Origin of the sequence: Shewanella sp. ANA-3, from assembly GCF_000203935.1 — a bacterium.
Classification (GTDB): domain Bacteria; phylum Pseudomonadota; class Gammaproteobacteria; order Enterobacterales; family Shewanellaceae; genus Shewanella.
In genome coordinates this window covers 2,821,681-2,842,327 of the sequence record NC_008577.1, presented here as the reverse complement: position 1 = coordinate 2,842,327, position 20,647 = coordinate 2,821,681, and the positions used below count along the sequence as shown (strand labels likewise).

Genomic DNA, 20,647 nt, shown 5'->3' with positions numbered 1-20,647 from the left:
CCGTATTATTCACCGCAACTTGAGTGGAGCGGTAGTTCAGTTGGTTAGAATACCGGCCTGTCACGCCGGGGGTCGCGGGTTCGAGTCCCGTCCGCTCCGCCAGTCAAGTTGTTGAAAGTTAAAATTATAGTGCTCTAGTAGCGGTATAATAAAAGTTTGGAGCGGTAGTTCAGTTGGTTAGAATACCGGCCTGTCACGCCGGGGGTCGCGGGTTCGAGTCCCGTCCGCTCCGCCAACATTCATGAAGCCCATGCTATTAATTAGCATGGGCTTTTTGATTTTAGATCAGTTACTATCTCATTTCTTTCTTCGTGACCGTGACCAAAATGTGACCATTTGGTGACCGCAACCCACTTTTGGCCGAGTGTCATTCTTAGCATTTTGTCAGTTGGCAACAAAGTGATGGAATCTGTCTCACTTGAGTCCCAAACACAACGGACGGATCTTCTCACTATGAATACTGGATCAGATCACTATGAATTACACACATTAATAAATCCCTTCTAGGCTGATCGGATCAATAACCTCTGTGGGCGACTGGATCCCAGTTTTTATCGATTTCTTCCTTAATAAACTGCTGTTTTTCCTTGATTAGTTCGGCTTCGTTGAGACCAATTGCTTCCTGCGCCTTCGCTTTTGTACTGATATCAGGGTAGTATACCTCACTGTTTAATTGCTTTAGTACCTCGGCTAGGCTTGTGCGCGCACTCTTGGCTTGCTCTAAGGCGGTATCGAGTAGTTGGCGGCCTTCCTTCGGGTTATGGGCGTAAAGGCCGTGGGATGACATGGCAAAATCCCAGCGCCATTGGCTATGACGGATATCCATAATAGGGTCATTCATTTGCTCCCATGTGGCGCCTGCAACCCAAGCCGCCTTGGCTTCGTAGTGGGCTTTAACCAGCAGATCTTCAACCGCATGGGCCTTGTTATCAATTTCTGTTTTTAAGTCTGTCAGTTTGGTTTCTAATTTGTCCTTGCTGCTGTGACAACCTTTACAACTGGTTTCAAAGTTAGGTAAGGCTTTGTCTACCTTGTGATTAGTAAATTCATTGCCTTTTTTATCCTGCGCCGATGGCATATGGCAGGTGACGCAGGTGACCCCCACTTCAGCGTGTTTACTGCGACTCCAGTGCTCAAATTCTGGGTGGCGGGCTTTAAGCATCGGGGCTTTCGACAGTGGATGGACCCATTCATAGAAGCGGCGAGTGTCGTAGTATTTTTCAATCTCATCGGCCGTATTGCCGAAGATCCATGGAATATTCACGACGTTACTTTTCTCGGGGCGGAAATAGTAGGTAACGTGGCATTGTCCACAAACTTGAGCGCTCTGCATAGTGGCATTTTGTTGCTCGAAGGGAAGGTGGATTTTTGCCATTGCATCCTTGGCATGGGGGCGGGGAAGCGTGAGTTTTGCGCTGCCCGATTCGTGGCAATCGCTGCAATACACCACGCTTTTCATTTCGGCGCCAAGGTCGGTAAAGTTTTTGGCGGCATAGCCTTCAAAGCCAAGTTCGCCAATGAGCCTTGGTGCGTCTGGGCTTTTACAGGTCCAGCAGCTGGCCGATAGGCCTTTTTCGCCCGCTTTGGGGGCTACGCCTGTGCGCAGTGTATGGGACACATCGGCGACGGCAAACTGATGTCCGCGTGGACTGTGGTATTCCTTAGCATAGGATGAGCCCGCCCACAGAATGACATTGCGCGGGTTTTTCTCAAGGACGTCTTCTCGTTCGGCCTGTTCAATGGTTGCTCCCCAAGACTGGTGTTGCAGCGGAAACTTTTGTGCATCGCTGTTTTGTACTTCATCTTTTGGCAAATGGCTTTTTGGGGCTGCGCTTGTTGGTAACTCATTCGGTGCATTTTGGGCCATGGCGCCCCAATTGCTCAGCAGCGCGGCGGTGAGCAAACTGAGCTTGAGACCCGATAGGGCCGTTGTTTTGGTAAAATAATTCACGTTTATTTTCCTATAATTTGAAAGTTAACCTGGGCGTCCATCGATGCGTGGGCGAGTGAGAATAGGGCTGTAGTGCCAGACAAACAGGGCGAATGCACTAAACCAGCAGGTTGCTGCTAGCCACAGCCAGAGCTCAGTGTGCTCTGGAAAATAGATTGGCATTAATGCCCTAAAGAGTGCCGCAAGGGGTAAGCAAATAAAGGCTGGCAGCATATTCGGCCCTTCATAGATATTGCGACTCGTGTGTCCAAGGGATACGCGAGAAATCATAGATAGACACAACATGGCCATACAACCTACAGCGAATAAGTGTAGCAGACCGCGGTAGGCGTACTCATCGGCAATATACCAACTCATTAAAATCAAACTGATAGGTAGCGTTACATAGGCTAAATGCAAGGACCACAACATGGGTTCTTGCAGCGTTTTATGGGGCAACCAGCGGGAAAAGCGGATGAGGTGCAATAGCCCAGCAGCGAGTAATAATCCCTGAGTCAGGGGAATAGGCAACAGGTCGGTCAGGGTCTGGATGACGAGAATCACCATAGTGAATATCAGTGGATATTCAATCCAAGCGAGTGGTTCTGCCTTAGTTGCCTTGATGCGCATGGCGGTAAAAAAGGCAATAACACGACCACCAACAATAGTGATGAGCAGCGCTAACCACCACAACATCGCCTGCCAAATCTGATGGGCGAGAATAAAATCCCGTTTGAAAAGGGCGTAATAACTCAAGTGATTAATGCCGAGCGCAATAAAAATCATCAAGGGAAAACCGATATTGCGCCATTGTTTGACTTTAAATATGCAGCGCCAAAGAGTTACCCCCACGCTAACTAAAAACAGGGAATCGAAAACTGCGGGCAGTAAAATGGGAATTTGCACTGGGAGTAACAGCAACAAACGCGCGAGTGCCCAACTGGCGAATGTGAGTGCCAGTGGCCAGCCCTTGAGGGAAGGTTGATTGGTCCAGTTTTGCACCGCCGTTAATAGGAATCCCGATACTATTGCCATCGCGAAGCCGAACAGTAACTCGTGGGGATGCCACCATAAGGGCAGGATAGTCGCCCAAAACTCTGTGTTGAAGGGACTATATTGTGGCATCAACCAAGTGGTTAACCATAGGGGAATATAGAGGGCAGCGACAATACTGCCGCCGAGAAAAAACGGTCTAAAACCGAGGCGCCAGAGCGCTGGCGTTTTCTCGATTGTTTTAGGATCATCAATGTTGACCATAGATATTTACCGAGAGAATTTTATAAGCTTCATAATAATTGCACTTTATGTTATAGCGAAATGATTTCTCGCTCAACTTCGCGATCTTGTTTTGGAGTCGGTGTCTCACATATTCACAATTCAACAAATTTTCTATCGCGATTAAGTACATATCCTAGTTGTAGTAGCATAGTGAGTTTTATATTTATAAAGCTATTAACCTCTAAGGGAGCCTGAATCGCCACTATTTCACTAGACAACTTTGAGCCTCATTAAAATACTGACGTTCATACTCTAACGGTGATAAGCCATGATTGGAACTATGCTGCCGTTTAGGGTTATAAAACATATCGATATAATTAAAAATATCACTTTTAGCCGCTTCTCTTGTCGAATAGATTTTCCGCTTGATCCGCTCACGCTTTAATAGCTGAAAGAAACTCTCAGCCACTGCATTATCATGGCAACTACCACGTCGACTCATGCTGCCTTCCAATCCATGTGCGGTCAGAAATTCACTCCAGTCATGGCTAGTATATTGGCTTCCCTGATCTGAATGGACTAACACTTTACCTGTAGGCTTACGGCGCCATACAGCCATTAAAAGCGCGTCTAATGCCAGTTCTTTGGTTATTCTGCTGCCCATCGACCACCCAATAATACGACGAGAAAATAAGTCCATCACAGCACCCAGATATAACCAACCTTCATGAGTTTTGATGTAGGTAATATCCGTTACCCAAGCCATATTGGGGCCGATGGATTAAATTGCCGCTCTAAACGATTTGGAGTCACTACATGCTGTTCTCCGCCACGAGCACGAGGTTTTCGATATCCAACCTGCGCTCTGAGTCCTGCTCGTTGCATGAGCCGATGTACTCGATTAATCCCGCATTGCTCGCCAATATCCCGCATATCACGGTGGATTTTACGATATTCATAAACTCCACCAGATTCGAGCCAACTCTGCTTAAGCTGCCTAGTAACCCGTTCATTATCCTTCTGCCGCTTTGATTTAGGGCTGAGTCTCCATGCGTAATACCCGCTCGGATGAACATCAAACAGCTGACAAAGTTGTCGCACTGAATGGCTGTGGTGATGCTCTTGAATAAAGGCGTATCTTACTCGGGGTGGCTTGCGAAGTACGCCGCGGCTTTTTTTTACAAGTCACGTTCTTCAGTGACACGCTTGAGCTCTTTCTGTAGCAGTCGAATCTCGGCTGACTCTTCAGACTTTTGCAAATGTTCTGATGAATCGGGGCCGTAGCGTTTAATCCAGGCATAAAGACTGTGGGTGGTTGTTCCTAAACGCTGAGCAACATCAGCAACAGAATGGCCAGCAATGGTAACTTGCTTAACAGCTTCGATTTTAAATTCTTCGGAATAATGTTTGTGGTTCCTAGACACCTCTTTTGGGTTAGTTTATCTAACTAACCCAAAAGAGGTGTCTAGGAAATCGGTGGCGATTCATATTTTATCTAACGACTAGTTTGTATCGACATCATCTTCGACATACATCAATAGTTCCCCTGGCTCACACTCAAAATACTTGCATAGGGCATTGATTGTATCAGTGTTAGTCACATTGCCTGGCACGTTGGCTATGCGCGTCAATGTGGCACGGCTAATACCTGTCTTTTCACTCACTTCAGACAAGGTAATACGGCGTTTTTCCTTGAACGCTTTTTCATCAAGCAGCTTGATGAGAAGGACCCTGATCATGTTCTATCCGTAAGTCTTATTTGTCATGCATCATATCAAATGACTCATATATGACGCAAATAAAGCTTGACTTTAATCTTTTGTGGTTTATTTTAATCTAGAAAGATTCAAACGAATCATTTATGAGTCAAATTTAAGTGTGCAAGGTGACAGGTATGAATACTTATCTTACTACTGAAGAGTTATCCATAAGGATTAAGTACGACGTTCGTACTATCCGCCAATGCTTAAAGGACGCGGTGCTGTTTGAGGGGATCCATTACATCCGCCCCTTTGGCGGGCGGAAAATTCTCTATATATGGGAACGAGTTGAGGAGTCTATGTTGCTTGGAGCCTCCGCCCACGATCTGATAAATCAGCTGAACTAGGGGGTTGCCATGGGAACTGTAAATAGCCGAGATGGCAAACTTTATCTGGATTTTCGCTATAAGGGTGTACGTTGCCGAGAGCAGACCAGTCTTGCCGATACTCCGGCGAATCGACAAAAATTAAATAAACTGTTGTTAATGCTGGAACAGCAAATGAAAGCTGGTTCATTTGATTATCGGCATCATTTTCCTAATAGCCCTAAAGTCGAACATTTCGCTCAGTTAGCTAAACTCAGTCAATTCCATGTTACTGGTGGGCGCATATTGTTTAGTGTCTTTGCTAATCTTTGGCTGGACGAGAAGCGGGTAGAATGGCGCGCGAGTCAAATTGAGACGGTAGAGGGGATCTTAAGGTGTCACCTCATACCCGCGATGGGGACTAAGATGATAGCCACTATCTGTAAGCAGGATATTCTGGGTTTGCGTCTAAGTCTTTGTGAGGTCGATGCACTCACAAATCGTTCGCTGTCAGCTTCAAGAATCAATCACATTATGACTTATTTACGATTAATCCTAAATGAGGCTGCTGAGCGCTTTGGTTTTCAGACTCCTTGGCGAAATATCAAAGCGTTACCTATGCCGCGAACGGATATTCAACCATTTTCGTTGGTAGAGGTATATCGGATTATCGAGAGTGTAAGGGATGATTTTCGCCCTTACTACACCGTTCGATTTTTTACAGGTATGCGCACAGGGGAAATCGATGGTCTGACGTGGGAAAATATTGATTTTGCAAACAGATTGATCCACATCCGCCAGTCATTAGTTCGTGGCAGCCTTGGCCTAACTAAAACGTCAAGTTCAGACCGTGCGATTGCAATGAATCAGCCGGTATATGAAGCACTTCAGGCCCAAAGTAAGCTAACCAAAATTCGGAGCAAATTCGTTTTTTGTAACCGCCGTGGAGACGCACTGAGCCATCAGAATGTGACCAAACGTGTTTGGTATCCACTGCTGGAAAGCCTGGCACTCGAAAAGCGAAATCCTTACCAGACCAGACATACTGCAGCAACCCTGTGGCTTGCCGCTGGAGAGAGCCCAGAATGGATTGCTCGGCAGTTAGGACATGCCAATACGGGGATGTTATTTAGAGTGTATTCTCGCTATGTACCTAATTTATTAGGGCAAGATGGCGCAGCGTTTGAACGGTTGATTGGTAATGGTCCAAAAGGGGAGTCGTCAAAATGAATATTAAATCCCGAACAAATAATGCTGATGACTTGGCCTGGGTACATCTGATTGAGCGGAGAAAACAGGTAGAGTTGTGGCAATTTAGCTGCTTAAGACAGTCTTATTCGCTAGAGCTATCCCCAAATATTATGGAAGGTGTAAACCCTGAGGGGCAGCTAGTGATGGTTCACTGGAGCCCTAGCAATGATTTGCAGCGGGTAAAAATAACCTTGAATATCCATGAGGTTACCGATAAAGCTGCTGTGCATCATCATTTTAAACTTGTCCCCGCAGGTTGTGAGTCAATCATTATCGATATTTGGGGGATTTTGGGACTTATCCATGATGAGGCATTAAGACGCTTTTATTTAGCAGTATTGCTCAATAATGAGCTGATGGGGCAGTTTTTTAACGCTAGAGCGAGCCGAAGTCATCATCACAATCATGCTTGTGGATTATTGGAACATAGTCATGAGGTGGCTGTTACGGCGTCAATGCTGTGCTGGCGATACAATGTTGGGCCTTTAAGTGTATGTGTCGCTTTTATTGGAGGCCTTTTACACGACATAGGTAAAATTCACCTTTTTTATAATGCAGATACTCGGGATGGCATTGCAGGTTCACACGAGTCATACAATTTTATGGTGTTGGCTGAGCCATTAGCGTTGTTGTATCGAAATTCCCCCAAGATTTTTGAGGCGTTGAGTAGTTGCTTGTCGGTCAAGGTCGGGCGCCGCTCTGAGGCATATATTCCGGCCTCTATGGTGAGACTATGCGACAATCTCTCCATGGAAGTATGCCATTGGCGCACCGCTTTTGCAGATGTGCCTCCACATCATTGGTACGCTCATTCTGCTATGAACGATCAATGGTATAAGCGGCTCGGATGAAGCTTGGTGACATTAACTCTGTTCCCATTGCTTTATTTGCTCCGCTTTGAACAGGATAATCGCCAGCTGGTGGAATAAGATTTTCAGTGCCGGGGAGGAATATTGGCTTATTGCTTTGTCGCCGCGTGTTTTTATGTGCTTTTGTTCATTGGCATGATGTAAAAATAATGATCCAGCTCCTTCTGGATATTCATTTATTTTCTGTAACGTGTAGCAGGTTATCTGAAGGTTGCGGTGGCATTTCCACAGATTATAGGGTTTTCCATATTGATAATGCAGTCTAAGGTGCCAGCGCTTCCAAGTAAAAAGCTTGCTTACCACAGCCATAAATCGCTGAAACTCTATTGTTTTGTTAAAGAAAATCGACGGGTTACTGCTGGTTGTATGCGTTAAGTAATACTGAATAGCCCATTGTAGTTCGACGTTTCCTTTCTGACTCGACTTGAGTTCGCGACATACTTGTAGGGCTGAATAAATATCCTTTCGAACAGAAATGTCAATGGGATCTGCAGGTAGCAGCGCATTACAACGTCTGCTTGAAAATAATCGGCCAATGTCTCGTGGTGTTTTTAACATCCGAAGTGCAGTTGCTGCATCTATCCAGCGTTTGACGCGTTCAGGAGTGAGGCGATACTGAAAAGCAACGTCTTGATAGTCATGACCTAGATCAATACTCCTGAGTACCGCCAAGGCTTGATTGTAGTGACTGCTTTTTACAACCTCATTTTTCTGGCGGATTGTACTTTGGCGAATGCCGCTCACCGTGCCCATAAAAGGGACTAGCCGCTTTCTAAAAAATGGCAGCAAACGCACAGGAGTGATGTTTCCTGATTTTTGCATCACTTTATAACGGTGTGGGCGTACTCCAAGTACATTATTTGCGGTGTATTCAGGTATTTCTTGAGCGTTTATTGCCAAATGGCAGCCCAGCAGTAAATCGGTAAAATGTAGATAGTTTCTGAATGTGGTGTCTGGACTGCTATGGCCAGCAAACACTGCCAGCGCAGAATATCTGTCTCGTAACCGGTTTTCACCAAATATCAGTTTAGATATTATCCTTTTTTGTGACGGTGGGTATGGCAACATCGTCTTGATAACTTCAGGTAATGTGATTAAGTCATCATGGGCAAGGAGTTGAAGTCTGGACAATGCTGTATGGCGAAGATGATATAGACGATAGTAAATTCCGCCGGTTAACTGAGACAATATCTCTTTCACCATCAAGGATATTTGACCTGTATTGACAACGTGAAAGGGATTAGCCTCTTCGTGAAAGAGCAATTCGTTATAACGTTTATGGCAAGCGATAAGGCGATCCCTAAGATAGCTTTCCATTAAACTTTTTTCGTTGTCGGTCAACAAAGGAAATAAAGGCACTTTTCGAAGCGCAGAGTCGGTTTTGTTATGCCCGTGGCGGCTTTCACGAATAAATAGCCAGCCGATAGAGGAAGGCTCAATGTCTTTTAGACGCAGTTTGGCGACTTCACCGGGTCTGAGACCTGTACGATAGGCAATGAGCAAATAGCATTTTAACATCCGTTGGGCTGCATGGTCTAAATCGTCTATGTAATCGATTTGGCGAAGCAGGGCCGAAAACAGTGGCTCATCAACAATGGCTGCACTTACATGGGGAGTAATATTGCTGCCTTCGCTGAGTGGCTGATTAAGAGGAGGGAGATCAAATCTCTGTTGTGCGAATAAATGTAGGTTCTCAAACCGACGAGCTTTATAGTGCAGTTCATGTTGACTATCAGTGCGATTCATTATTTCTTGATAAATATCGATAAAGTCTTCACTGCTTAGGCTGTATAAGTCAATGTCTGCGGTCGCAGCCAACCAGTGGCCTCCAATTGCTCCAAAGTACCTATTCGCTGTTGATACTTCATTTTTCTCAGTAGTCAGGTGGTGAATGAGCCATTGAAGCAGGATCTCTTCGTTAGGGCAGAGGCTTGCTTGTGTTAGTTCTTGTAAATGAAGAACAACTTGGCGCTTTCCTTGGGGATTGGCGTTATTCTGCTTAAATATTTCTCTTATTTGGTTAAGCAGGTATCGGTTACCTAGCTTAAAACGGTGTGATGGCGATGTTACTGAAGAGTCTGTTTGTATTGAATTATACCATTTCTTGAATTGAGCAAAGCTTCTTACGTTGCAAGGTCCCGTTGCACCTTTAAATAATCTTAACCAGTAGGCATTGGGTAGGGATGCGCTTTTTTGACGTCCCAAGGAATACTCTACCAACACTTGTGGTAACTCGACATTAGGCTGAGCCTCTGCAAAACAAATCCCACCTTGCTGAAACTGTTTTTTTGGAAGAATGAGTTTAAGTTCTGACTTAATTATCTCTAAACATTGTTTGACTGATTTTGGGGGGCGCCAACTTCTTGTTCGGCTGTTTAGAAATGGCTTTATTAGCCCGAGACTTATTGGATCGGGGAAAAAATGAACCTCGACCTGAGCTTTATTAGGTTCAAAATCGTCTTGAACGGTGTAAAGATTACTGGCAAAGTTCTGCCCTGGACTTGGTCTCAACGTTAGCCAGCAAAGGTCTTTATTGCCATTTAATGGTTTATCGCTATTTAATGCCTTCGCCAGCGCGGGCCATAGCCTAGGTCGATTCAGGCCACTATAGCAAATGCAACTCATCAGCAATCTGGCAAAGCATTGTTGGGGATCGGATGTTTTATCAAGCTTCTCTAGCAAACCGTCAATTTTTGATGCGAAAACAGAAGTATTGTGTTGCCAGGTCAAATTTCTAAGCGGTCGAACTCTACGAAGCGTGAGATAGTCTGAGGGAGGATTGATCTGCCAAAGCCCTTGTCGGTTACCCGTTTCTAGTTGCCTGCAGATAAAAGCATATCCTCGGCGGTAGGCTGTTTCCGTTTTGAGGACCTTTCGCAGATCTGAGTCAACCTGTGGCCAAACTGCCGAAAATCGGTCGTATTTCGGTGGTGTTTCAAACAGTTCAGGTAGATGATGTTCAAGTACGGCCAGAGCTTGTTTTATTATCGTTATATGACTTTTTTGCCGAGCAGCCGTTCTGGACTGATGCCCCAATAACCGTACTAGGGATTTCTGTTCATGTGGAAGGATCAGCGGGTTTTCCATGCATCAACCACCGTAATTTCATGAGTGTTCAGTAGCGTTTCGATATGCTGAGCAATACGGTTGAGGTATTGAGTTGATAGCATGCTATGACGACCCATTGATTCTTCTCCAATATCTTCGTGTCCCATCCAACCATCTATCTCTGCCGGAACAACACCGAGACGCTTTAATTCGCTACGCATGTGATGCCTCCCCCAGTTGCCAGGCCAGGGTAACTGGTCTCCAAGAAATGCTTTTACTCTGGCAGGCGTGAGTTCTTGCGTAATTTGGGGGATGTTGTCCTGTTCTTGATGTTTTATAAAAAATAGAAGATTTCCGCTGCCTGTCATTGCCTCGTCTGCACGTTTGAAAATATCTTTTGCGATGAGTTGACTGCGTTTTTTCAACTCTTGAAGATGTTGTAGATAATGTTCAAGTTGCTTCACTGCAGTCTGTGGAAGTATCAGCGTTCTAGCAGATATCCCATGTCGGTTTTCTTTATCGCTAATCCACCAGGTATTGTTATGGCTGTTGAAATCGGTACGCTGTCCCATTGGTGCATTAACATCGCGGTGACCGGTTGCAAACGTCAAAAGCGCCCATACGTAGCAGACATAGTGATTATGTAGTGTCGTGAGTTCTTCCAAAGATTGCTTTCGCGGGCGAGGAATTTGACTCCTCAAAACGCGAAAAAAATTGTGTAAAGTCCGTGGAGGGAGATGTAATGCACTTCCCAGTTGCTTTTTGATGGGCTTTACTTCGGGGAGTTGCGAATCGATCTTAGCCATCTCGAAGATTGAACTCACGTATCTGTGGTGGTTTTCAATCAGTTTATCTGCATCGAAATTTGAATAGCTCAGTGCTGGCTGGTTTCGGGGGGCTCGCCCTTTTATGAGTCCGACTTCGGCACGATCTAGTCCATTATTGATATACCAGTGTTCAAGAAAACGGGTGATTCTTCCGAGACTTAAACGACATCGGTGCTGCTTGTTGATGTCATTAATGACGGACTTCAAGTCTGCAGTGCCCACGTTTTGAGTAAGCTTATCTTGTAAAAATTGAGGGAGCGGCAGCACTAAATGGTTTGTTATATTGTTCAAACATTTTTCTAGTCTTACATCTTGTTTGCTTGCTGGTACTGTGTGGGTTAGAGATATGCAAGGGCGATTTTTGTAATGTGTGAGACAAAATGTATTTGAAGATTGTCCTAGTGAAATAGGATCTCGACCGCATAGCAGGCACAGCAGTAGGGTTGAGCAGCTATCTGGGTTTACTCCAGTTTTAATTCCATTGGTCGTAAAACGAATGAGTTGACATATATCCCATTCGGTCAGTTGATTGTAACTGCAATTTAAGGATAACTGCATAATGCCGAGTTTTTCAGTCAGACACTTATGCTGTATAGCCCGTACCGCTCTTGAGGATGGGGGAGGGGGTGTTTTTAGTTTATTCGTTAAGGGTTTATCTTCAATACGAAATGTTCGACCAGCTGTTACCGATATAGCCTCATCTCGTTCTTGAGCCGTCGTCGGTTTTGTGAATGCGACACATAGTTCTTTAACCTCAAGGCCTGCGTCTTCAAATGCATCAACGGGATTAAGTTCGATGAAGGTGTCAGGGTCTGAAATAGGAGGTATTCTAATTCTTCTTCGTCGTCTTTTGCTCCCTGATACAGCTTCTCTAAGCACTAACTCCAAGTAGCCAAGGCCGTACTCTTGCGGGGCAGGATATTTTTCCTTTCGTAGTTCTTTAAGTTTTGACACCAGTCGTTCAACTGATGATGCGTCATCCAATTCTGGCAGTATATCTAATAGTTTTCGATGCTTGGGGTCCATCGCTACCAGACGTAGCTCGCGTAATGCATTTTCATTTCCTGAGGTTGCGAGTTGCTGGTCATGGGTATAGCGTATGAAACAACAGATAAGAACAATCGATTGGTATGCCGTGTATTTCGTTCTCCATTGTGGTGTGGCATTTGGGGGTAACACTGCACAAATGGTGGCAGCAAATGGGTATGATGTAAGATGCTTATTTTTCTTTAAAATTCCAAATATTTCAGTGTTACTGACAGAGCCTGAAGGCATTTTTGTTATCAGAATTTTTACTAGCCTATCTATTAGTTCGAATTGCTCCCAATAGCCTGCTGGAAATGCTTGAATACTATAGGCTAGTTGCATTAACAGCGTTTGCTTGAGCTCTGGATTCAAATGCTCTGGTGCAAAATATTTGCTTAAAAATTCCTTTAATTTTTTGCTGGTGTTGCGTACAGGAGGAGTCATTATTTGGGCTCCCATGGCATTGCTAATTCGGCGAGAATATCGACAGAATCAGATATTGGGCATTTAGGAAACTGGCGCTGCCGCTGCTGAACCAGAGTGCCTCTCGAGATAGATAACAAATCACAAAATAGCTGGTCAGGTAGTGTATCCTTCCCAAAGAGTTCTCGTGAAAACTGCTCTGGTAGGCCTTGACGCCAGTCATCAATAAAGGCGGCAACATATTTAGAATTGATGGATAGACAGAGCACTTGCAATAGTGATAACCATGCTTTTTTCTCGACGCTTTCAGGCGTCAATTGGCCTTGAGTATTTGTTTCTAAAACCAGAAGAGTACCTTCTGGTGGGCGACCATTTTCCCAAAAAAGAGCTGCCCAGATAGGACTATAAAACTGAAATGTTCTGGTATAGTATTTTGCTTTATTGCTGCTGGCTTTCGAATCTATGTACTCCAAACAATATATTGTTTGGGAGGCAAATTCAGACCTGATTATTGCAGGTAAGGCATGTAGATTACATAACCCAGGTAATGATTGCATTACATCGAAAGCTTTTCTCGCTGCTGGATGTAAGTTCACCTGATGCTTCTTTTGGAGCTTTAAAATTATTTGGGTCATCAGAATTCCATTTCCTGTGATTGCGTCCTTCCTTTAATATAGGGCTCACTTTTTCATCTCCCAAGTGTGATCAAAAGTTGATCGGTAAAAAGATCGATTTATGTGATCGTGATCGTGATCTGATTTGTTTCCTTAATCGAATTTATAAACAAGCCACTGAAATTTTTGAATATTGAACTTCGAAATGTTTTTCAGCATTCCTTGTCCTGCAAGCTGGTTTAAATCCTTAATCGTGGCGTGCGTTGTATGCTGTTTCCGTATACGCGAGCGTTGCTGATTGACTAACTTTTGCCCCAAAGCAATTCAGCGTAGTTTCTTCTTGATTGTAAGTTACACAGATTTAGCATTACTTTTTCTTATACTTCAACTATACAGATTAAGAGTGATTATCGAGTGGTTCAATAGTTATCTATTGTAGTGATCTAATATTCTTGATTAGGATCTTCAGGTCATTTAAAAAATAAATGTCTAGCACATAACTTCGTTTACCTACATTATTTTAGCGCTGATTATTTTATACTGACGACTGTTCCATTCGCAGAACCGTCGTGGAAATTTATAAAAATGAAACAAAGAATTATAGTAAAAGCCAATATTTTCAAAGCACTGGGGCATCCAACGCGATTATGGATGGTTGAGCAACTTGCACAGGGTGAGAAATGTGTTTGTGAGTTTGTTGAAGGTGTCGATGTCGATTTTTCAACAATTTCTAAGCACTTATCCGTTTTGCGCCATGCTGGAATTGTGGATATGGAAAAACGAGGTAAGCAGATTTTTTATCGTCTCACCATGCCATGCTTAATGACATCGTTACATTGCATTGATGGTTTATTAGATCTACAAATTCAGAAGCAGATCGCATTAATTGAGTAGTTTCAGACCTATCATTTGGTTAAATGGCAAAATAACAAAGTAACCAAATAAGGATCAATCATGGAAATTAAAATTCTCGGTACGGGTTGCAGCAAGTGTCAAAAATTGGCAGAGGCTACTAATGCTGCTGCGCAGGCACTTAATCTTGATTACCAGCTAACTAAAGTGACTGATATTGAAAAAATTATGGCCTACAACGTGATGTCGACACCGGCGTTGGTGGTCGACGAGCAAATAAAGCTGACAGGACGGCTTGCCAGTGTCGATGAGATCATGACCTTGCTTAAATCCCATACGGCTTAATGGCATAAAGGAGTCGGCATGAACGCTAAAAAAATTGTCCGCTACCTGCTGCTCACTGTGGTTTGTGTAGGCTTAGGGTTGGTTGGGTATCAGCAATTTGGCACGATAAACGATGCTAATACAAACAATGCGGATATCGTTGCCAGCGTGTCCCCTCAATTAAAAGATGGGCTGAATGTTTATTATTTTCATGGTAATCAGCGCTGTACAACTTGTGTTCGCATGGAAAAGTTCACTCAGTCTACTGTGATGAATCAGTTTTTTAAGCAAGTGCGCGATGGTGAAATGCAGTTAAATTTGGTGAATGTCGATTTGCCTGAAAACCAGCATTACATCGATGATTATCAGTTGGTATTTCGTACCGTGGTGATTGCTAATACTCAAAATGGCGTGGACACAGATTGGCGCCGGTTAGACCGTGTGTGGGAGCTTGCCAATAACGAGCGAGCATTCAGCCAATATTTGACTGAAGAGATTAACGCAATGGTTAATCAAACTCAGGCAAATCAAACCCTCGCGGCGCCATCTCCCAAGGAGCTCCCCCATGGATGAGTGGGCAGTCATGTTGTTATCGGCCTTTTGGTTTGGCATTTTAACCTCTATAAGTCCCTGTCCTTTGGCCACCAATGTGGCGGCCATTTCCTATATCAGTAAAGGAATACAATCGCCTTATCGGGTAGTGGGTACTGGGCTTGCCTACACGATAGGGCGCATGCTGAGTTATTTGGTGATTGGTGTGATATTGGTAGGCAGTTTGCTCTCGACAATGACATTATCCGTCGCGCTTCAGAAATATATGAACCTACTATTAGGTCCGATTTTGATATTGGTGGGGATGTTTTTGCTGGAGTTATTGACGTTGCGTCTGCCGGGTGATGGTGCCTTAATCGAAAAATTAAAGTCTAAAATCAATCCTCAGGGATATGTAGGAGCTTTACTGCTAGGCGTGTTATTTGCGCTGTCATTTTGTCCGACTTCCGCCGCGCTCTTCTTTGGTTCGCTGCTACCGCTTGCACTAGAGTCACAATCGAGTATTGCACTGCCAGCGATTTATGGTTTAGCGACTGGGCTGCCGGTTTTAGTTTTCGCTATTTTGCTTGGCGTTAGTGCCCATCGTGTTGCTAAAGCCTACAACCATATTTTGACGTTTGAGCATTGGGCCAGAAAAATCACTGGCGTGGTGTTTATCATCATTGGCGCCTATTACGCTTGGGTGAATATTTTCGTTCCATCTTTGTTTTAGCCTAATTTTATTCCTAACAATGCTTTTCTTGTGAGGTCCTTTCTGTGAAAAAACCGTTGGTGTTAATAGTTGGAAGTACCTTTATTCTATTAATTGGGATAGTAGTTTGGGGTCTTAATTTTTCCTCAAAAACACAAGATGCTGACAGTAAATTAACGGCAGAGATGATGGCTAAGTCAACGTCTAAAAAGTCACAACTACCTCCTGCGGTTAGCCTTTTTAAAGTCACAAATCAAACGTTTAGCCAGTATATTGTATTGACCGGAACAATTGAGCCAACAAAAGTGGCGAGTTTGGCCTCTCCGGCAGAAGGTCCGATTCTTAATCTTGTGGTGCGTGAGGGGGATACTGTTAATTTAGGACAAGAGATTTTACGCATTGGTCGAACTCATGCGGCTGATTCTCTTCAAACATCTGCCGCTGAAGAAGTACGTAAACAAGTATTAAATTTAAAGCGTATTGAAACTTTAGTTAAGCAGCATACTTTACCTGAGGAGCAGTTAGACGAAGCACTATCATCATTAGAAAAAGCGAAGGCGGCATTGAGCCAAGCAAAACAAGCCCTTAATGATTACATAGTGACCGTGCCTTGGTCAGGGATTATATCTAAAGTCTTGGTTTCAGATGGTCATTTCGTTATACCCCGTAGTCCCTTGGTTGAAATGTATGATCCAGATAGTTTGGTATTACGATTTAGCGTCGCAGAAGCCCAAGCTTTAGTTCTTAAGAAGGGGCATAAAGTTAAAGCGACTTTTGATGGGCTTGCTGGGCAGGAATTTGAATTAGAGATTATTCGAGCTTATCCCGATTTAGATAGAAAGTTACGTACGCGTCTTTTTGAGGCGTCGCTACCTGCAAATGAGTTTATTCCTGGTATGTTTGCGCGGATCCGAGTCGTACAGCAGGAGCACAAAAATACTCTTGTCATACCGATTGATACGCTTCAAGTGCAAGGAAAAGACAAAAGTGTGTTTGTAGTGACAGATAATATTGTCACTCGACGATTAGTCGAAACCGGTTTAGAGCAGGATGATCAAATTGAAGTGTTATCGGGACTGAAAGCGGGTGAGATAATCGTTCTAACTGGCATTGAAAGGGTGAAAAATGGCTCCGCAGTGAGAGTATTGGAGCAACCCGCTGAAAACAATAGCACGGGTGTTGAAAAATGATTATTAAAGCCGCGATTTCTCGTCGAATTTCAACGGCTGTATTGGCTTTCGGTTTAGCTATTTTCGGGGCGCTAAATCTGAATATGCTACCTGTCGATTTCTTACCTTCGGTTAAATATCCTCTGATAAAGCTATCGATTATTTGGCAGGGGGCGACACCTGAAGATATAGATCAAAATCTAGCCGATCCTATTGAGCGTGAACTGGCCTCCGTAGACGGCCTAGATTATCTTTCATCTAGCGCTATTGAGGGCTTATACCAACTGGATGTCAATTACCGTTACGGCGTTGATGTTGATGTTGCTTATCAAGATACGTTAGCGGCATTTAATCGTTCAACCAAAAATCTTCCCGTTGATATTGAAGCACCCGTCATCATCAAAGCAGATCCGTCACAATTACCGATAGTACAAGCGGTGTTTGAATCAGAAAGTATGGATTTGACTCAGCTACGTACTTGGATTGACTCATGGTTAACTCAGCGACTTTTATCCGCCAGTGGTGTGGCGGCCATTGATGTGGCTGGAGGTCTTGAGCGTGAAATTCGTATTTTTGTGGATGATGAAAAGCTAGAAGCCCATGGATTAGACCTTACCACGTTAGAGCGAGTTCTTTCAGCAGAGAACTTACAACGAGTAGGCGGGAGAGTGACAGGCAAATACCGTGAGAATATTGTGAGGGTAATGGGTGAGTTTAGCCAATTAGCCGTTATTCAAGATCTCGTATTAAGCCGTGATAGTAGCGGTAGTATTGTTCGCATTAGGGATGTGGCTGAGGTTAAAGATAGCCACGAAGACATTCGTATGCTGACCCGCTTAAATGGTCATCCGGCGGTTAAAGTTAACGTGATTAAACAAGCCGACGCTAATACTGTCACAACGGTAGATAATGTTGAGGACCGTTTAGCGGATTTAGCGCCATCTTTTCCTAAGGATATCAAATTCACTTTAGTTGAAAACCAAGCCGATTATATCAATGATTCTATCCGTGGTGTTCGTAACACGGCCTTAGAGGCTATGGCGCTGGTTGTGCTGGTATTATTCGTATTTTTAGGTAACTCAAGGCAAGTGTTAATTATTGCGATAGCCTTGCCATTTGCATTATTGGTTAATTTCTTTTTAATGCACCTCGCAGGCTTTTCACTCAATATTTTTTCCCTTGGTGGTCTTGTCGTTGCGATTGGGGTGCTACCCGACACATCAATTATTGTGGTTGAAAATATTTCCCGGCTGCGTAGTTTACATGATAAGGCTAACCCACAATCCATCTCCGAGGAGGCAACACTGGAAGTGGGTGGGGCGATTATGGCAGCGACAGTGACCTTTATAGCGCTGTTTGTTCCGTTTTTACTCGTGCCAGGGCTAATCACCTTACTATTTAAAGAGTTAGTCCTAGTTATTCTTGGTTTGATGATCATCGCGGGTCTTGCCGCTATCACACTGACTCCCATGCTAGGTGGCGTGTTATTAAAAGCCAATCAACGCGAATTTGCCTTCAGTGAGAAAATTAACCATGGCTTACGCTGGGCTTATGGCGCCTTGTTGCATAGCGCATTGCAGTTTAGGTTAACCACTATATTTATATTTATTGGTGTTGCAATCGGTGGTGTGTTGCTGTTTAAGTCCGCAGGGTCTGAATTTTTTCCTGCCGTTGATGATGGTCGTATAGTCGTTAAAATTCGAATGCCTGCGGGGGCGAATTTAGCTCGCATGGATGCCATAGCACAGCAAGTTGAAGCATTAGTGATCGGCGATCAGCGAGTTCGCAGTGTTTTTACGCTTTCAGGTGGTGCGGTCAGGGGACTGTATACCAATAAAATTGGCAATGAAGGTGAAGTCGATATTGAACTTGTCCCCTCCAGTGAGCGCAAAATCACTACTACGGAATACATCAAAGAATTGCGTCCTAAGGTGGCTAAGTTGCTAGCTCCGGGGGCGATATTAGCGGTCAATCAGGCAAAGATGCGAGGTATTCGCTCTGTGGGACAGGCCGAAATTGAAGTTGAAATTAATGGCTCAGAAGTTGATACACTTTTTGATGTGGCGAATAAATTGGCGGCAAAATTAGCCGAAAGGCCCGAATTAACCAATGTCTATGTCTCGCTTGATTCCTCGAAGCCTGAATGGCAAGTTGATATTGACAGGACTCTGGCCGCCGAACATGGCTTATCTACTAAGGAAATTGCTCACGTTCTTAACGGCTACATTAATGGAAGTGTACCGACACGTTATCGAGAGGCGAGTGAGTTGTATGATATCCGAATCATTATGCCTGAGTCACAGTTACGGTCGCGCTCTGATGTTGAAAATATTTCTATAGCCACGCCTTCTGGTCATTATGTGCGCCTTAAAGACGTAGCTAAAGTAACCGCAGCAACTGGTCCTGTTGAAATAATTAGAAAAAACCAGATAAAACAAGTGATTGTACGTTGTGATCCGTCAGCAACGGATCTTAACTCAGCAAAAGAGTTGGTCACTAATATTCTTACAGAGACAACTTGGCCTACGGGATACACTTATTCGATAGGCGGTAAGGCATTGCAAATGACGCAAATGCAAACAACAGTGCAAAGTATTCTGGGCTATGCAGTATTTTTTTCCTTCATTGTCTTAGCGGTGCAATTTAATAATCTTCGGCTTCCTTTGGTGATCCTATTTGCTGCTCCTTTTTGCCTTACCGGTATTGGGTATGGGCTCTTCTTCGCGAGCCAACCTTTTGGAGCTACCGTGATCATTGCGGCTATGATAGTGCTCGCAGCTAATGTTATTGATGGGGTGCTACTAATCCAAACTGCTGAACGTCAAAAACAGCAGGGTATCACTTTGCTCAAGGCGACATTCGATGCAGGTTTGAGCCGCCTTCGGCCTCGATTGATGACGGTATTACCCGCAGTATTGGGATTTATGCCGTTAGCATTAGCATTTGAAGAAGGAGGTGAGCTATTGCGCCCCATGGCAGCTGCTGCCATCGGAGGCTTGTTATTGAACGTTTTTGTCGCACTATTTCTAGTGCCTGTTTTGTATACTTTTATGGCATCTACGCCAGAACCAACATCCATAGATGTTGCTTAAGTTTTAGTATGGTTATGAATGTGTTCATTAGGTAAAAAATGCCTGTAAAGCTGATAGTTTTGCAGGCATTTTCGATTCTAGAGCCATTTAAAGCGCAATCTATACACGGAACGTTATTGAGCGACTCTTTGTCCATTAGCATCAATCACTACTTCACCGTCTTCCTTGGTAAAAGCGCCCTGTTGGGGATTAGGTAAAATATCCAACACCTGTTCCGAGGGGCGGCACAGGCGAGTGCCCAATGGCGTAACGACTATGGGACGATTGATTAGGATGGGGTACTCAAGCATAAAATCGATTAATTCACTGTCGCTAAACTTATCTTCACTTAAGCCTAATGCTGCAAAGGGCTCGACATTTTGCCGCAGTAAACTGCGCACCGAAATCCCCATCTCCGCAATCAGTTGCAGCAGAGTTTGTCGGCTCGGTGGCGTCTCAAGGTAGAGGATAATGGTTGGTTCAACCCCTGTATTGCGGATAAGGCCTAAAGTGTTACGCGAGGTGCCACAGGCCGGATTATGGTAAATCCTAATGCTGCTGTGTGTTTCAACGCTTTGTTTTTCAAGATGGTTGTCTGTGATATTTGCCATAACATGTCTCTGATAACTTCTCTCTGATAACTTTTCTCTGATAGCTTCTCTCTGATAAATAATCGCTTATACATTTATCCATAGGCACTAAATGGATGATTAAGTG

At 44.1% G+C, this 20,647-nt stretch carries 16 protein-coding genes, 2 tRNA genes and 1 pseudogene; 11 read left to right on the top strand and 8 right to left on the bottom strand.

Annotated features, from left to right (window positions below; genetic code table 11):
• Positions 1-25 precede the first annotated feature (25 nt).
• Together SHEWANA3_RS12455 and SHEWANA3_RS12450 are read left to right on the top strand one after the other, a co-directional pair.
• Positions 26-102, top strand: a tRNA-Asp gene (locus SHEWANA3_RS12455).
• 56 nt (positions 103-158) lie between these two features.
• A tRNA-Asp gene (locus tag SHEWANA3_RS12450) sits at positions 159-235 on the top strand.
• A gap of 282 nt (positions 236-517) precedes the next feature.
• Here SHEWANA3_RS12450 and SHEWANA3_RS12445 read toward each other — a convergent pair.
• From SHEWANA3_RS12445 to SHEWANA3_RS12425, 4 genes and pseudogenes are all read right to left on the bottom strand, one after another.
• On the bottom strand, positions 518-1,951 hold the full coding sequence (locus tag SHEWANA3_RS12445) for an ammonia-forming cytochrome c nitrite reductase subunit c552 (protein WP_011717294.1): 1,434 nt from the start codon (positions 1,949-1,951) through the stop codon (positions 518-520).
• Positions 1,952-1,975: 24 nt separating this feature from the next.
• Positions 1,976-3,187, bottom strand: a complete 1,212-nt coding sequence (locus SHEWANA3_RS12440) for an NnrS family protein (RefSeq protein WP_011717293.1) — start codon at positions 3,185-3,187, stop codon at positions 1,976-1,978.
• Positions 3,188-3,410: 223 nt separating this feature from the next.
• Positions 3,411-4,572, bottom strand: a pseudogene (locus SHEWANA3_RS12435) (IS3 family transposase).
• 78 nt (positions 4,573-4,650) lie between these two features.
• Complete coding sequence (locus SHEWANA3_RS12425) at positions 4,651-4,887, bottom strand: helix-turn-helix transcriptional regulator (RefSeq protein WP_011717289.1); 237 nt, start codon at positions 4,885-4,887, stop codon at positions 4,651-4,653.
• A gap of 155 nt (positions 4,888-5,042) precedes the next feature.
• On the opposite strand from SHEWANA3_RS12425, the gene SHEWANA3_RS12420 reads away from it, so the two are divergent.
• The 3 genes from SHEWANA3_RS12420 to SHEWANA3_RS12410 are packed head-to-tail and all read left to right on the top strand — an operon-like array spanning position 5,043 to position 7,315.
• Positions 5,043-5,255 (top strand): hypothetical protein, encoded by a 213-nt coding sequence (locus tag SHEWANA3_RS12420; protein WP_011717288.1) that lies wholly within the window; start codon positions 5,043-5,045, stop codon positions 5,253-5,255.
• A 9-nt stretch (positions 5,256-5,264) separates the two neighbouring features.
• Entirely contained in the window at positions 5,265-6,443 is a 1,179-nt protein-coding gene (locus tag SHEWANA3_RS12415) for a tyrosine-type recombinase/integrase (RefSeq protein WP_011717287.1), read from the top strand.
• Positions 6,440-7,315: an HD domain-containing protein gene (locus tag SHEWANA3_RS12410; RefSeq protein WP_011717286.1), complete on the top strand. Its 876-nt coding sequence runs from the start codon at positions 6,440-6,442 to the stop codon at positions 7,313-7,315. The genes SHEWANA3_RS12415 and SHEWANA3_RS12410 overlap by 4 nt, the downstream gene beginning before the upstream one ends.
• Positions 7,316-7,327: 12 nt before the next feature.
• On the opposite strand, the gene SHEWANA3_RS12405 is transcribed toward SHEWANA3_RS12410, so the two are convergent.
• From SHEWANA3_RS12405 to SHEWANA3_RS12395, 3 genes are read right to left on the bottom strand one after another with little or no spacing between them, the layout of a single operon-like run.
• Positions 7,328-10,420 carry a site-specific integrase gene (locus tag SHEWANA3_RS12405; protein ID WP_011717285.1) on the bottom strand — a complete coding sequence of 1,031 codons (3,093 nt, stop codon included), beginning with the start codon at positions 10,418-10,420 and terminating at the stop codon, positions 7,328-7,330.
• On the bottom strand, positions 10,405-12,678 hold the full coding sequence (locus SHEWANA3_RS12400) for a hypothetical protein (protein ID WP_011717284.1): 2,274 nt from the start codon (positions 12,676-12,678) through the stop codon (positions 10,405-10,407). Before SHEWANA3_RS12400 ends, SHEWANA3_RS12405 begins: the two co-directional genes overlap by 16 nt.
• On the bottom strand, positions 12,678-13,292 hold the full coding sequence (locus SHEWANA3_RS12395) for a hypothetical protein (protein WP_011717283.1): 615 nt from the start codon (positions 13,290-13,292) through the stop codon (positions 12,678-12,680). Before SHEWANA3_RS12395 ends, SHEWANA3_RS12400 begins: the two co-directional genes overlap by 1 nt.
• 564 nt (positions 13,293-13,856) lie before the next feature.
• Between SHEWANA3_RS12395 and SHEWANA3_RS12390 the strand changes: the two genes are divergently transcribed.
• The 6 genes from SHEWANA3_RS12390 to SHEWANA3_RS12365 are packed head-to-tail and all read left to right on the top strand — an operon-like array spanning position 13,857 to position 19,951.
• Positions 13,857-14,165 carry a metalloregulator ArsR/SmtB family transcription factor gene (locus tag SHEWANA3_RS12390; protein WP_011717282.1) on the top strand — a complete coding sequence of 103 codons (309 nt, stop codon included), beginning with the start codon at positions 13,857-13,859 and terminating at the stop codon, positions 14,163-14,165.
• Positions 14,166-14,225: 60 nt separating this feature from the next.
• Positions 14,226-14,468 carry a thioredoxin family protein gene (locus tag SHEWANA3_RS12385; RefSeq protein ID WP_011717281.1) on the top strand — a complete coding sequence of 81 codons (243 nt, stop codon included), beginning with the start codon at positions 14,226-14,228 and terminating at the stop codon, positions 14,466-14,468.
• Positions 14,469-14,486: 18 nt separating this feature from the next.
• Positions 14,487-15,020 (top strand): nitrophenyl compound nitroreductase subunit ArsF family protein, encoded by a 534-nt coding sequence (locus SHEWANA3_RS12380; protein ID WP_011717280.1) that lies wholly within the window; start codon positions 14,487-14,489, stop codon positions 15,018-15,020.
• The gene (locus SHEWANA3_RS12375) at positions 15,013-15,711 is read left to right on the top strand and encodes an aromatic aminobenezylarsenical efflux permease ArsG family transporter (RefSeq protein WP_011717279.1); all 699 of its coding nucleotides are present in this window, start codon (positions 15,013-15,015) and stop codon (positions 15,709-15,711) included. The genes SHEWANA3_RS12380 and SHEWANA3_RS12375 overlap by 8 nt, the downstream gene beginning before the upstream one ends.
• Before the next feature lie 44 nt (positions 15,712-15,755).
• Positions 15,756-16,880: an efflux RND transporter periplasmic adaptor subunit gene (locus SHEWANA3_RS12370; protein WP_011717278.1), complete on the top strand. Its 1,125-nt coding sequence runs from the start codon at positions 15,756-15,758 to the stop codon at positions 16,878-16,880.
• The gene (locus tag SHEWANA3_RS12365; protein WP_011717277.1) at positions 16,877-19,951 is read left to right on the top strand and encodes an efflux RND transporter permease subunit; all 3,075 of its coding nucleotides are present in this window, start codon (positions 16,877-16,879) and stop codon (positions 19,949-19,951) included. Before SHEWANA3_RS12370 ends, SHEWANA3_RS12365 begins: the two co-directional genes overlap by 4 nt.
• A gap of 113 nt (positions 19,952-20,064) precedes the next feature.
• On the opposite strand, the gene arsC is transcribed toward SHEWANA3_RS12365, so the two are convergent.
• Entirely contained in the window at positions 20,065-20,541 is a 477-nt protein-coding gene (gene arsC, locus SHEWANA3_RS12360) for a glutaredoxin-dependent arsenate reductase (RefSeq protein WP_011717276.1), read from the bottom strand.
• Between the last annotated feature and the right edge of the window lie 106 nt (positions 20,542-20,647).

Excerpts from the sequence above, each read along its gene's own strand:
- SHEWANA3_RS12440 (WP_011717293.1), bottom strand. The coding sequence starts at position 3,187 with ATGGTCAACATTGATGATCCTAAAACAATCGAGAAAACGCCAGCGCTC.
- SHEWANA3_RS12425 (WP_011717289.1), bottom strand. The coding sequence starts at position 4,887 with ATGATCAGGGTCCTTCTCATCAAGCTGCTTGATGAAAAAGCGTTCAAG.
- SHEWANA3_RS12420 (WP_011717288.1), top strand. The coding sequence starts at position 5,043 with ATGAATACTTATCTTACTACTGAAGAGTTATCCATAAGGATTAAGTAC.
- SHEWANA3_RS12415 (WP_011717287.1), top strand. The coding sequence starts at position 5,265 with ATGGGAACTGTAAATAGCCGAGATGGCAAACTTTATCTGGATTTTCGC.
- SHEWANA3_RS12410 (WP_011717286.1), top strand. The coding sequence starts at position 6,440 with ATGAATATTAAATCCCGAACAAATAATGCTGATGACTTGGCCTGGGTA.
- SHEWANA3_RS12405 (WP_011717285.1), bottom strand. The coding sequence starts at position 10,420 with ATGGAAAACCCGCTGATCCTTCCACATGAACAGAAATCCCTAGTACGG.
- SHEWANA3_RS12400 (WP_011717284.1), bottom strand. The coding sequence starts at position 12,678 with ATGACTCCTCCTGTACGCAACACCAGCAAAAAATTAAAGGAATTTTTA.
- SHEWANA3_RS12395 (WP_011717283.1), bottom strand. The coding sequence starts at position 13,292 with ATGACCCAAATAATTTTAAAGCTCCAAAAGAAGCATCAGGTGAACTTA.
- SHEWANA3_RS12390 (WP_011717282.1), top strand. The coding sequence starts at position 13,857 with ATGAAACAAAGAATTATAGTAAAAGCCAATATTTTCAAAGCACTGGGG.
- SHEWANA3_RS12385 (WP_011717281.1), top strand. The coding sequence starts at position 14,226 with ATGGAAATTAAAATTCTCGGTACGGGTTGCAGCAAGTGTCAAAAATTG.
- SHEWANA3_RS12380 (WP_011717280.1), top strand. The coding sequence starts at position 14,487 with ATGAACGCTAAAAAAATTGTCCGCTACCTGCTGCTCACTGTGGTTTGT.
- SHEWANA3_RS12375 (WP_011717279.1), top strand. The coding sequence starts at position 15,013 with ATGGATGAGTGGGCAGTCATGTTGTTATCGGCCTTTTGGTTTGGCATT.
- SHEWANA3_RS12365 (WP_011717277.1), top strand. The coding sequence starts at position 16,877 with ATGATTATTAAAGCCGCGATTTCTCGTCGAATTTCAACGGCTGTATTG.
- arsC (WP_011717276.1), bottom strand. The coding sequence starts at position 20,541 with ATGGCAAATATCACAGACAACCATCTTGAAAAACAAAGCGTTGAAACA.